The 12,978-nt window shown below is 38.9% G+C and carries 11 protein-coding genes and 1 other annotated feature; of the genes, 1 reads left to right on the top strand and 10 read right to left on the bottom strand.

The features are described from left to right. Positions 1-31: 31 nt before the first annotated feature. Positions 32-310: a cell division protein ZapA gene (locus tag JHE06_RS03065; protein WP_058920068.1), complete on the bottom strand. Its 279-nt coding sequence runs from the start codon at positions 308-310 to the stop codon at positions 32-34. A 302-nt stretch (positions 311-612) separates the two neighbouring features. Here JHE06_RS03065 and rnhC point away from each other — a divergent pair, with 302 nt between their 5' ends. Further along, the gene (gene rnhC / locus JHE06_RS03060; protein WP_058920067.1) at positions 613-1,548 is read left to right on the top strand and encodes a ribonuclease HIII; all 936 of its coding nucleotides are present in this window, start codon (positions 613-615) and stop codon (positions 1,546-1,548) included. Between the two features lie 250 nt (positions 1,549-1,798). Here the strand turns inward: rnhC and JHE06_RS03055 are convergent, their stop codons facing one another. From JHE06_RS03055 to JHE06_RS03015, 9 genes are all read right to left on the bottom strand, one after another. Then, entirely contained in the window at positions 1,799-3,121 is a 1,323-nt protein-coding gene (locus JHE06_RS03055) for an APC family permease (RefSeq protein ID WP_201089436.1), read from the bottom strand. A gap of 323 nt (positions 3,122-3,444) precedes the next feature. After that, entirely contained in the window at positions 3,445-5,862 is a 2,418-nt protein-coding gene (pheT, locus tag JHE06_RS03050; protein WP_201089434.1) for a phenylalanine--tRNA ligase subunit beta, read from the bottom strand. Between the two features lie 4 nt (positions 5,863-5,866). Continuing rightward, a complete protein-coding gene (pheS, locus tag JHE06_RS03045; RefSeq protein WP_058920064.1) occupies positions 5,867-6,913 on the bottom strand; it encodes a phenylalanine--tRNA ligase subunit alpha in 1,047 nt (348 codons plus the stop codon). Positions 6,914-6,982: 69 nt separating this feature from the next. Continuing rightward, positions 6,983-7,222, bottom strand: a binding site (T-box leader). 69 nt (positions 7,223-7,291) lie between these two features. Then, entirely contained in the window at positions 7,292-7,654 is a 363-nt protein-coding gene (locus tag JHE06_RS03040; RefSeq protein ID WP_058920063.1) for a winged helix-turn-helix transcriptional regulator, read from the bottom strand. A gap of 352 nt (positions 7,655-8,006) precedes the next feature. After that, positions 8,007-8,945: a ring-cleaving dioxygenase gene (locus tag JHE06_RS03035; protein ID WP_236253540.1), complete on the bottom strand. Its 939-nt coding sequence runs from the start codon at positions 8,943-8,945 to the stop codon at positions 8,007-8,009. Between the two features lie 174 nt (positions 8,946-9,119). Then, entirely contained in the window at positions 9,120-9,827 is a 708-nt protein-coding gene (gene mtnN, locus JHE06_RS03030) for a 5'-methylthioadenosine/S-adenosylhomocysteine nucleosidase (RefSeq protein WP_058920061.1), read from the bottom strand. Positions 9,828-9,993: 166 nt separating this feature from the next. After that, positions 9,994-10,509 carry an HD domain-containing protein gene (locus JHE06_RS03025; protein ID WP_058920060.1) on the bottom strand — a complete coding sequence of 172 codons (516 nt, stop codon included), beginning with the start codon at positions 10,507-10,509 and terminating at the stop codon, positions 9,994-9,996. Between the two features lie 186 nt (positions 10,510-10,695). Beyond that, on the bottom strand, positions 10,696-11,460 hold the full coding sequence (locus tag JHE06_RS03020; protein WP_201089432.1) for a TrmH family RNA methyltransferase: 765 nt from the start codon (positions 11,458-11,460) through the stop codon (positions 10,696-10,698). Between the two features lie 96 nt (positions 11,461-11,556). Continuing rightward, positions 11,557-12,909 (bottom strand): peptidoglycan DD-metalloendopeptidase family protein, encoded by a 1,353-nt coding sequence (locus JHE06_RS03015; RefSeq protein WP_058920058.1) that lies wholly within the window; start codon positions 12,907-12,909, stop codon positions 11,557-11,559. Positions 12,910-12,978: the final 69 nt, after the last annotated feature.

The raw sequence follows: 12,978 nt of genomic DNA, 5'->3' as shown, positions 1-12,978 counted from the left end.
TTCACCCTTTTCGCTCAGGATAATAGCGTCTTTATTCCTGAATCTCTTTTAATTTCAACTCTAATTCATCTAGTTGATTTTGCATTTCCATCATTTTAATTTGCATTTCAAGTTGGTCTGAGACAGCATTAACCGCTGCTAGCACAGCGCGTCTCTCTGGATCCAAATCCTTTGATAATGATTCAATTTGACGCATTTGTTCATCTACCGTTTCGGCTACCATTTTCAAATGGACTTCAGGTCTCGAACCAATGATCGTGTAGGATTTCCCTGCAATGGTTGCTTTATACCTAATTTTATTTTGAGACATTGCAACTCCTCCTAAAAATTACATTTCCCTTATTTTACCATGAAAGTCATAGGAGTAACACTTTTTTCAGGTATCTTTTTGGTTTTTCATCAACATCGATTCTCGTAACTCTGAAAAAAAGAAATTCTGCTCAAGAATGACTTAAAAGCGGGTTGACTTCTCCGCTGATCACCAGCCTATGTTATAATAAACAACGTATTCTCTCCTGTTCCTAGCTAGCGTTTCTTGATATGCTCTAGAGAACTGCAACAAAATATATAGACCCACTTTTTAATTTACGCTAGAAAGGATAGTACCCATATATGGCAAACGAAGTGCTAACGGTTTCTCCAAAAACCTTACAAGAAATGAAACAATATTATGAAGATTATTTAAAACCCAAAACACCACCAGGCGGAAAATTTGCTGCTAAAAAAGCAACCGTCAACATTACAGCGTACAATTCTGGAAAGGTTTTATTCCAAGGACAGACAGCACAACAAGAAGCTGCGCTTTGGATAAGCAAAGCAGTGCAATCCATTCCTGGAAAAGCTAAAAAAAATACTCCTTCTCTGAATACCCCTTTACCAAAAGGCTTTAATACTTGGTCTGTCATTGGCAGTGACGAAGTCGGAAACGGCAGTTACTTCGGACCGTTGACTGTAGTGGCTGCTTATGTCGATAAATCACAATTGCCTTTATTAAAAGAATTAGGTGTTCGTGATTCAAAAGATATGAAAGACCCAGAAATTATACGAGTCGCAAAAGATTTGGTCACTTTTTTACCTCATAGTTTGCTGAATGTAATGCCTCAAAAATACAATGCGATTCAACCGACTATGACACAAGGAAAAATGAAAGCCGTGCTCCATAATCAAGCATTGGGACACGTCTTAATGAAGATCCAACCTGTTGTACCAGAGGCCATTTTAATCGATCAGTTTGAATTGCCTGCAACTTATTTTAAACACATTCAAGATCAACCCAATCAAATTAAAGAATCGGTTTATTTTCAAACTAAAGGCGAAGGCCATCATTTAGCTGTAGCTGCTGCTTCGATCATTGCACGTTTTGCTTTTTTAAAAGGGTTAGAAGACATGTCAGCTGAGACTGGCCTACGGATACCGTCTGGAGCTGGCAGTAATGTCGATTTAGTTGCTGCTAAATTATTAAAACGAGGCGGATTATCTCTCTTAGGCAAATATGCCAAATTGCATTTTGCCAATACTCAAAAAGCTCAAAAAATAGCTGGTTTTTAACCATTCCTTTAGACCAATAAAAAGGGAGTGAGACAAAAAGCGTTTAGACCCGAATCTTCTACTTCGCATACCGTATCCCTAAGCAGCTAAAGCTGCAAGGGCTAAGGAAACTGGAACGGATAAGCGCAGTATGGTCACAGACCATTGAGCATTATTCGTGAAGTGGACGTCGGGTCTGCTTTTTGGAACACGTTCTAGAATAAAAATTCGGATATGCAAAAAAGGTTGGGACTTTTGTCCCAACCTCTTTTTAAATTTTCTGATTTTTTTTAGTACAATAAAGGTAAACTGGAATACCAGACAACGTCAATACTATTCCAAGCAATGCATTTTGAGGCTGAACGATAAGCGTATTGATAATAATGTAACTTCCGCCAATAATGGCAATTAAAGGAATGATCGGATAAAAAGGAACACGATAGGGCCTTTTAATATGCGGCTGCGTTTTTCGCAAGATGATAACCGCCACAAATGTTAAGGTCGTAAATGTCCAAATGACAAAAACAATCAAATCTGTCAATTGGTTAAATTGACCTGTTAAAATCATAATGATTGAAATGGCTAGAATAACTAAACCGCCATTTACAGGCATATTCGTTCCGTTAGTTAATTTGCTAAACCAGTTACTAAAGGGCAATAATTTTTGAGTAGCTAATACATAAGGAATACGGATACCAGAGATGATATACCCGTTCATTCCTCCAAAAACAGAAATCAAGATGCCGATAGTCACCAATTTGCCACCGAACTCACCGAATAAGTGAGACGCTACTAAAGCTGCTGGGGTATTGGTGCCTGCCAATTGTGTGCTGTCCAGAACAAATAAATAAGCCACATTGATCATTAAATAAACGGACATGACGATCGATAATCCTCCGACAATTACTTTAGGCAGCATTTTCCCCGGATTTTTCATTTCTCCTGCCAATGCTCCTACGTTGATCCAACCATCATAAGCGAACAAGGTCGCCACTAAAGCAGAACCCAAGCTAGTCGCAACAGGATGACTTTCCATTGAAAAAGGAATCAATCGAATCGTCCCTCCCCCTGGATAAGATAATCCTGCAATAATAATAACTGCGATCGGAATCAATTTTAATAGAGTAGCGGCCGTTTGGAGTCGTCCGCTGTATTTCGTTCCCATAAAATTAATGGCCATTACAAACATCGCTGTTACAATAGCGATCGGGGCAATAACGTGATCAGGTAAATCAAATAAACTGCTGACTTGCGTTCCAAAAATAATAGCTAAAGCGCCAAAATTGGCTGGATAATAAATAATCATTTGAGCCCATCCTACTAAAAAACCAAGCCATCTTCCATAAACCTTTTCCAAATAAATCATCATGCCGCCTGTTTCAGGATAAATGGTCCCAATCTCTGCAACCGTTAAACCACCCGCAATCGTGATGATCCCTCCAATGAACCAAGCCAGCAGCCCTAAACCTGGCGCTCCTGATGCACTATAAACAGCAGTCGGCTTGAAAAAAATTCCTGCTCCAATAACGGTTCCGACTACGACTGTTAAAGCTGTGAGTCCTGTAACTTCTTTTTTTAACTGTTTAGGTTCCATTTCTTTATCTCCTTGCTTTTTAAAATTGCATTTCACTAGTTTACCATATGCTTTTTACCCCGACTATCCTTTTCCGTCTCAAAAGCGAATCTTTACAGGTATAAAAAGCTGGCGACAGACAGAACTGATAATACCAAAGCAAAACAAACAACTATCGCTTGGCTTGTTTTCCTTTTCGAACATTTAAAACAACTGATTTCAGTAGCAGTAGATAGACTTCACAACAGAATTTGCTGCACATTTTCACAATAATAAAGGCTGAGAAAAAAGGGATATACCCGTTTTTCTCAGCCTTATTTTTTTACTAATCAAATGAAATCTTCTTACCTGACGACCACGTGATACGTTTCAATTAAAGCCGTTGTTACTTTTTCAAATGCTTTAGTGACTTCTTCTTCGACTAAAGTATCTGCAGGATTTAAATAAGATAATGTATACGCCAATGATTTTTTACCAGCTTCAATGTTGCTGCCTTGGTAAATATCAAACAACCGTACACCAGTCAAATACTTGCCGCCTTTTTCAAGAATCAAATCAGTCAATTGTTGGTTGGTTACCGTTTCTTCGACTAATAATGCAATATCGCGCGTCATGCCTGGATATTTTGGAATCCCAGCATAAATCGTCGGATGTTTATCTGCGTCTGCAATGGCCTGCAAATTAAGTTCAAAAGCATACGTTTCTTTCAACTCATAAGCTTTAGCCGTTAAAGGATGCAGTTGTCCGATAAAACCAATTTCTTTTTCACCCAAGTAAATCGCCGCAGTGCGGCCTGGATGCATACCTTCGCGGTTTTCATCAGCAACAAACGTTACCGCTTCTGTTAAACCGTAAGTGGCAACTAAGCCTTCAAGAATACCTTTGATGTCAAAGAAATTCACTTTAGGCGCTTTCCCCTGCCAATTGCTGTCTTTCAAAGAGCCGGTCAGTACACCAGATAAATGATCTTCTTCCAATGGCAATAACTGCCCATCTTCTTGATAGAAAACATGACCTATTTCATAAAGTGCCACGTCCGCATTTTTCCGGGCAATATTGTAGTGAGTATTATCCAATAAGCCGCTCAATAGGTTCATGCGCAATGTGCTGCGATCTTCGCTCATTGGCATCTCTATTTGGGTCATTTGGCTTTCACGCAACATAAATTGACTCGCTTTTTCAGGCGTTGTCAAAACATAACTGATGGCTTGTGACAGCCCTGCTCCCTCTAAATAATGTCTCGTATGGCGAATTAACCGCTGTTTGTCATTTAGTTTTCCAGGAACAGATTCAGTCGTCGGCAGAGTAGACGGTAAATTATCGTAACCATAAATGCGCGCTACTTCTTCTACCAAATCAGCTTCAATCGCAATATCCCAACGACGCGGCGGAACAGCTACTTCAAACAAACCATTTGTTTCAGTAGATTTGAAACCAAGACGATCAAAAATTGCTGTTACTTCTTCAGCGGTGATTTCAGTGCCTAAAGAGCGGTTCAATTTATCTAACGTAATGCTGACAACACAATCTTTTGCTTCAACTGTATTCTCTGAAGCCTTGCCGGTTACCACAGTGCCGCCCGCTAATTCAGCTATTAAAGCAGCCGCATGGTCTCCAGCGGTCATAATGGTGGCATGGTTGATGCCTTTTTCATACCGGGAACTCGCTTCGCTGCGCAAATTAAATTCTTTAGCCGTTTTACGAATGGCGATTGGCTCAAATAATGCTGCTTCAAGCGCTACGTTTACCGTATCTGCTTGGATCTCTGAATCCATTCCGCCCATAACTCCCGCTAAAGCAACCGGTTTTTCACCATTAGTAATGACAATGTTTTCAGGAGACAAGTTGCGTTCTTTGCCGTCTAAAGTCGTCAATGCTTCACCATTTTTAGCTCGGCGAACCAGAATTTCCTTAGAGTTTAATCGGTCATAATCAAAAGCATGTAAGGGCTGGCCATATTCCAATAAAATATAGTTTGTGATGTCTACAATATTGTTTAATGGACGAATTCCGGCATTCATTAATTTTGTTTGCAGCCATAACGGGCTTTCCTCGACCTTGACGTCTTTAATCACTCGGATGTTGTAACTAGGTGTATCTTCACTATTTTCAACCGCTACTTTGATGTAATCTTCAATATTTTCATCCGTTGTTTCTGTCAAAGTGAACCCTTTGAACATTGGTTTTTGATTGTAAATTGCTCCTACTTCATGGGCGACTCCTCGCATGCTTAAAGCATCGGCACGGTTAGGTGTGATCGACAATTCTAAAATAGCATCATCCATTGCTAAATAAGGAAACACACTTTCACCAGGAACAGCGTTTTCTGACAAAACATAGATGCCTTCAGCATATTGTTTAGGCGTTACTTTTTCAGAATAACCCAACTCTTCCAACGAACAAATCATTCCATTGGAAACTTTTCCGCGCATTTTGCCTTTTTTGATTTTAACGTTGCCTGTGATTCTTGAACCAGGCAAAGCCACAATGATTTTTTGGCCTGCAGCAATATTCGGTGCTCCACAAACAATTTGTGACAATTCTGCTTCGCCGATATCAACTTGACAGACATGTAAATGATCAGAATCTGGATGGTCTATCACTTCTGCTGCATATCCCACGACGATTTTTTTCAAACCTGCTTCTGGAATAGTCACGTCTTCAATTTCAATACCTGTACGAGACATTTTGTCCGCCAGTTCCTCAGGTGTAATATCTGTTAAATCTAAATATTCTTTTAACCATTGATAAGATACGTTCATTATTCTACTCCTTCACTTTGAATTGACTTAAGAACCGTACATCATTTTGATAAAAATGACGGATATCGTCAATCGCATATTTTAACATCGCGACACGGTCTGGTCCTAAACCAAATGCAAATCCACTGTATTCAGCTGCGTCGATTCCTGACATTTCCAGCACATTCGGGTGAACCATGCCAGCACCCAATATTTCGATCCAGCCTGTATGTTTACAGACATTACAGCCTTTACCGCCGCATTTGAAACAACTAACATCCACTTCAACCGAAGGCTCAGTAAAAGGGAAGTAGCTAGGCCGTAGACGAATTTCTCGTTCCGCGCCAAATAGTTTTTTCGCGAAGACTTCTAACGTGCCTTTTAAATCCGCCATTGTAACGCCTTTCGAAATTACTAACCCTTCGATTTGGTGAAATTGATGCGAGTGAGTTGCATCATCACTATCGCGACGGTACACTTTTCCTGGACTGATCATTTTTAATGGTCCTTTAGAGAAATCATGTGTATCCATCGTTCTCGCTTGTACTGGAGAAGTATGGGTCCGCAATAAAACTTCATCCGTAATATAAAAAGTATCTTGCATATCACGAGCTGGATGATTTTTTGGCAAGTTCATTCGCTCAAAGTTGTAGCTGTCTTCTTCCACTTCGGGCCCTTCAATAATTTGATACCCCATGCCGATAAACAAATCTTCAATTTCTTCCATGATTTGCGTTAAAACATGAGATTGTCCTTCAGGCACCGGATTTCCAGGTAATGTAACATCAATGGCTTCATTAGCTAAATCACGATTGATTTTTTCCATTTCCAATACGCCTTTTCGTGCTTCTATCGAAACCGCAATGGCATCACGAATCTCATTAGCCATTGAGCCGACGACCGGACGTTCCTCAGCTGAAAGATCCTTCATTCCTCTAAGAACTTCAGTAATTGGGCCCTTTTTACCTAAATAAGCAACACGAACTTGATCCAGCATCGGCAAGTCGGCAGCTTCTGAAATTTTTGTCAGAGCTTCTTCTTTTAATAAATCTAGTTTATCTTTTAATTCCATGCTTCTTCTCCTTTTGACTGCATATTGATGTTCAACATTATTTTTAAACGCAAAAAAAGCCTTATCCCTAAAAGGGACGAGGCTTCGATTCGCGGTACCACCCTTGTTTAGATTCATAAAAAAACAAATCCACACTTGATTTACATAACGGCGTATACCGGAACTTTTTTCATTACCTTAACAGTAATTCCCAAAGTCAATTCAGGAAGTGAACGTTCATCTGGTTGTCTAGACAAATGCTCTCAACCTATGGCATTTGTTCTCTTGTTTAGACCTGTCCAAATTACTTTTTTCCATCATCATTTTTAACGTTTATTTTATTTTCGCTTCTTGTTTAGTTTACCCAACTGTCATAAGAGAGTCAAGCAGTTCTTAGAATTAAGCTTCTTCCATACAGACCCATTCATCGGCCCAAGTTTGAACTTCATTCATAACACTTTTTAATCCTTCGCCTTTTTCCGTTAAGCTGTATGCTACACGCATCGTTGCTTCTGGATCGACTGTTCGAGCCACTAGTCCTTCTTGTTCTAGCTCTTTTAAGCGTTCTACCAATACGCGGTCACTCACACTTGGAATGGTTGCGGCAATATCTTTAAAACGTTGAGGGCCTTCTAATAACACATCGATGATTAGACCCATCCATTTTTTTCCTAAAATAGAAAAAGTACGCTCAAACTTTGGACAAATTTCTCTTTGTCTTGTTTCACAGCTAATATCTTGGTTCACATCTTTTACTGTCATTGTGATTCTTCACCTCTTTTGATTTATATTATAGCATAATTGGTTATAAATAGTAAGTGATATACTTCCAGTTGTCAACTACTTTTTGTATTATACACTACTATTAAAAAAAAGCTGTAAAAAGTTCACGTTCAGCTAGAAAAATTAGTCCGCTGACTCGATTTATACCTGCTGTGCTTCGATCAAAAGAACGGGTAGCATTCGTGTATAGTCTAGGTTGTGGCCAATAAATATTATTAAACTATTTAATGGTTTGATAATTAAACCAAACAAAAAAAGAACGACGATTTGAAATGAAACAATTCCAATTCGTCATTCTTTTAAAAGCTTTATTTCCATTTTGTTTTAAAATTTACTTGAGTGCTCTAACTTCAAAGGGAATCAAATTCGAGACAACTTGATTACGATGTGCTTCAAGTTGTTCTGGCAACATTAATTTTTCCCCCATCGTTTCATAGGACTCATCATGCGCAAAACCGGGTGTATCTGATGCTATCTCGAATAAAATCCCGCCTGCTTCTCTGAAATACAAGGCTTTAAAATAATTGCGGTCCTTTACAGGGGTTGGGCGTTGCCCTTTATCCATTACTTGCTGTCTCCAAGCTAAATGATCGGCTTCATCTTGCGCACGCCAAGCAATATGGTGAACCGTACCAACGCCTTGTAGCCCAGCACCAACGGAAGACATATTCAAATCAATGATATTGCCGATATCAGCAGATGATTGAAACCGCCATAAGCCGTTTTCTTCACCAATTTTTTCTAATCCCATAGTAGATTCAAGAACTTTTGCTGTTTCTAGTGGATCATGCGTGAATAATGTTGCTCCGCCAAAACCTTTGATTGCCACATCGCTTGTAATTCCAGCGAACTCATAAGCATTTTTTTCACCTGCTTCACGAGCTACAAGCTCTAACTGCAAACCATGTACATCATCAAATGCTAAATAGTCTTCTCCAAAACGACGATACTTTTCAAAATCAATATTAAATTCAACTAAACGCTGCTCCCAAAAAGACAAAGCGCCTGCTGGGACAACGTAAGTAGTCACACCAACTTGTCCATCTCCAATCTTTCCTTGCTGTGCATTTGCCCAAGGGAAAAACGTAATAATCGTTCCCGGCTTTCCCCCTTCGTCTCCAAAATATAAGTGATAGACTTCAGGGTCGTCAAAGTTAACCGTTTGCTTGATCATACGAAGACCCAGTACTCCGGCATAAAAATCAACATTTTCTTGCGGATGTCCGACTATAGCGGTTATGTGATGTATTCCGGCTGTTTTTTTCATCATTGACTGCTCCTTTAATGTAAAATTTCATTTTTAATTTTTAATTCTAATTAATATATCTCTAATTAAAGGCAATCGTATCATTATGCTTACTTTTTGTCAACACACATTAAGTTAATAAAAAATAAGTTCAGTCAAAAACTAAGTCTTTGACTGAACTTATTCCTATTGATTTGGTTAGAAAGTGGAGGCTAGTTTCTCAACGTACTTTTCAACAAACAACATCGAATGATCAGCTGCTAAGTCCAGATGATCATTAAAAGACTCACCGGCTTCTTCACCTGCTATATCTGATAATGCCCGAATATTAATAAAGGGGATACCATATTGATACGCTACTTGATGGATCGCTGCACCTTCCATTTCAGCTGCTCTAGCGCTCGGAAAATTTTTGCGTATTTCTGCTACACGCTTTTTATCATCCATAAACGCATCAGCAGTAAGGATCAGCCCGTTTACAACACGATGAGGCCATTTTGTATCGGAAAGAATCGTTTGACTTAATGCCACATATTTTTCTTCTGTCGTAAAACTGGCTGGCATTTCTGGAACTTGTCCTAAAGCATAATCAAAAACAGTTGCATCAACATCGCTATATCTAGACTCTGATGAAACGACAATATCTCCAACTGAAAGAGATTTATCCATCCCTCCTGCTGAACCTGTATTAATAATAAAGTCAGGAGCAAACCGTTCAATTAATATCGCAGTGGACATAGCAGCGTTTGCTTTGCCAATTTGAGATTGAACTAAAACCACTTCTTGGCCATTTAGTAGTCCTTCCTCCAAAACGGTTCCTGCTACTTGAATTGTTTTGGGATTTATTAATTTTTCGCGCAAAGGCCGAACTTCTTCTTCCATCGCAGCTATAATGGCTATCTTCATTAGTAAATTCTCCTTTTTAAGCTTTCATTTTTAAAATCTTCTTTTGCTTCCTACTTGATTATAACCAAGAATTAACCTAAAGGGCTACTCCTTTTATTTTGGACTAAAAAAACAACCCTACTTCCAATGATAAAGGAAATAAGGTTATTTGGATTGCATTCAATTTTTATTGGATCGTTACTGGCTTTAATCTAGCCCACGCACTCTTCACACGGTTGCGTGCTTTCCCCGTTAAAGGTACCGCTACTTCTTTGATTGCACAGTATTTGTCTACAAACGTGACGACATAACTTTCTTTGTACTTAGGTAAAGCAACAGTTGCCAACCACATATGTTTGATGATGATATCGCACTCTAAATCGCTTAATTCGGTTAATTTTTTAGCATTTTCACAAGCCATCCGCGGATGAACGTATGCATGCGTACCTTCGTCAAATTTAGTGGTTCTCCAATCATAGTAAAATAAGTCATGAAGTAAGCCCGCACGTGCAGTTGCTTTTGCATCCCAGCCATATCGTTTCGCAATACGGTAACTGAGATAAGAAACGCTAATTGAATGTTCTAATCGCGTTGTAAAGTGGTGTTGAGTGTATTCATTCAGTTTTTGAACTTCTTCGCGATTAAGCAAGTCTTCAATTAAAGCCACATATTCTAAATCTTGTTTCCATTTTGGTTCGATCATTCAAAGACTTCCTTTTCTATGAGCTTGTGTCACCTTTCGACTTGCCACCTATCATACACTCTTTTATCATAGATTTGAAGTAGAACGCTTCAGATGTAAGATAAAAAAGAAAAATTTGATATTTTAGACACAATTGTGCAACAAACATGTTTCTTCTATAAAGAATACGAAGAACGTCTTTTGTTTTTAAAGTCGATCAGACAAAGCAAACATTAAGATTCCGGCAGCAACTGCTACGTTTAACGATTCGGCTTGGCCTTTAATAGGAATATATACGTTTTGTGTTGTCTTATCCAATAACTCACGAGCCATTCCATTGCCTTCATTGCCCATCACTAGAGCGAAAACTTTTTGTGCTGGAATGTCCTGATAAGCAGCTGCATCTTTATTCAATTCTGTGCCGTAAACCGGAAAACCATTTTTTTGAAATAAAGAGAACCATTCTAATAAATCCCCTTGATAAATAGGCAAGTGAAAATGACTGCCTTGCATTGACCGAATGACTTTGCTGTTATACAAGTCGACCGTTCCTTTTCCTAAGACCACACCGCCAAATCCAGCAGCATCGGCTGTACGCACCATTGTTCCTAAGTTTCCTGGATCTTGCACATTGTCTAAAAACAAATAAGGTTTCTCTAACATAGGAGCATTGGTTAATAACTCTTTTTGAACGACTGCAAAAATACCTTGCGGCGTTTCTGTCTCGCTTAATTGTTTTGAGATTTCATTTGATACCATAAACGTTTTTTCTTGAGGAAAGTTCACTGCGTCAGTTTCTTTGCTGGTTTCGCTGATGATCAGTTCTAAGATCGTTGCTTGATTTTTTAACGCTTCATCAATCAAATGAAAACCTTCAATCAAGTATGCTCCAGATTTTTCGCGTCCTTTTTTTGTTTGCAGCTTTTTCCACTGTTTCACGCGTTCATTTTTTGTCGATAGAATTTTTTCCATGGGTATTTTGGCCTCCGCAATTTATAATTCGCTTCACTATCAGTTTACTGAAAAAGCCTTCCTTTTTAAAGGGAAGGCTTAAAAAAACATATTTTATTACATTCCTAGATAAGAAGCTGGATTAACGCGAGTACCATTTACATAAACTTCAAAATGCAAGTGAACTCCTGTAGCAGTACCTGTCATTCCCATTGTTCCAAGGTGTTGCCCTTGAGAAACTTGTTGACCTGGAGCTACAGTCAAACTTCCGGATTGCATATGAGCATACAACGTTTGAAGACCATTTCCATGATCGATTTTAACGTAATTGCCCCATCCGCTGTCGTATCCAGCTACCATGACTGTTCCGCCTTGAGCAGCAACAATTGGGCCACTTCCGCCGAAGTCCATCCCGCCATGTAATTTATGAGCGCCCGTAACCGGGTGGACACGGTAACCGAATGGCGAAGTAGTGACACCGTTACTTGGACGAATGAAACCTGAGCTGTTTGATGAACTCGCAGGTGCACTTTGGCTTGACTCTTGTGGTGCAGAAGGAGCCGGTGTTTCAGTGCTTGCTTTCGCCTGCTGTTGTTGTTGAGCAGCTGCTGCTGCTTCTGCTGCCTCAGCTTGTTCAGCTGCTTCTTTTGCAGCTTTTTGAGCTGCTGCTTGACGCGCTTGTTCTTCTTCAATGATTCGTTGACGTTCTTGTTGCAACTCTTCCGACAAGACACTAGTTTGCGTAGCAACAACTTGTTGTTCTTTCACAAACGTGTTCTTTTCATCTTCTGTCATATCGTATTGGACAGCAAGTTGAACAATTTTATCATCCATTTCGGCTTTCTGGGTGACTAAGTTATTCTTAGTTACTTCAATTTCGCCTTTTAATTTTTCAATCGCTACTTTTTCTTTTTCAGCTTCTGCTTCATTTGATTCTAATGTTTTTTGATCATTTTGCTGTTCCGTAACAATATCCTTATTTGCAGATACTAACTGGTTTATGACTCCAACACGACCAATTAAGTCAGACAAGCTTTCAGCTGTCATGATCATTTCCATCATATTTTCTGAGCTGCCATCTGTTTGAACGACGCGAGCTTGATTGTCTAATTTTTCTTCTCGTTGTGCAATCAATTCTTTTAGCTCTTCAATTTTCTTTTTAAGCTTTTCAATTTTCTCTTTAGATTCAGTTAATTTTTGTTCTTGCTCGTGTAATTTTATGACCACTTCATCAATTTCTATTTGGAGCTGTTTCACATCTCCTTCGAGATTAGCCTTTTCAGATTCTAAGTTATTTAATGTGTCTTCTTGTTTTTTAATTTTTGAGTTCAAGTCATTTGATTTAGATTCAAGTTCTTGTTTTTGCTTTTCTAGTTCTTGGATACTATCTGCTTTAGCTATTGTAGGCAACACAAATGGGCTTGCGAACATCATCGCTGCAATTAATCCAGTAGTTAATTTCTTTTTCAATGCGAACCTCCTATAAATTTAAACGGTCTTGTTTTTTTCCAACTTTAAAAGTATACCATAAATAATTCT

The sequence above is a fragment of the Carnobacterium sp. CS13 genome, from assembly GCF_016653495.1.
Classification (GTDB): domain Bacteria; phylum Bacillota; class Bacilli; order Lactobacillales; family Carnobacteriaceae; genus Carnobacterium_A; species Carnobacterium_A antarcticum.
This window is presented reverse-complemented; position numbering and strand designations above follow the sequence as displayed.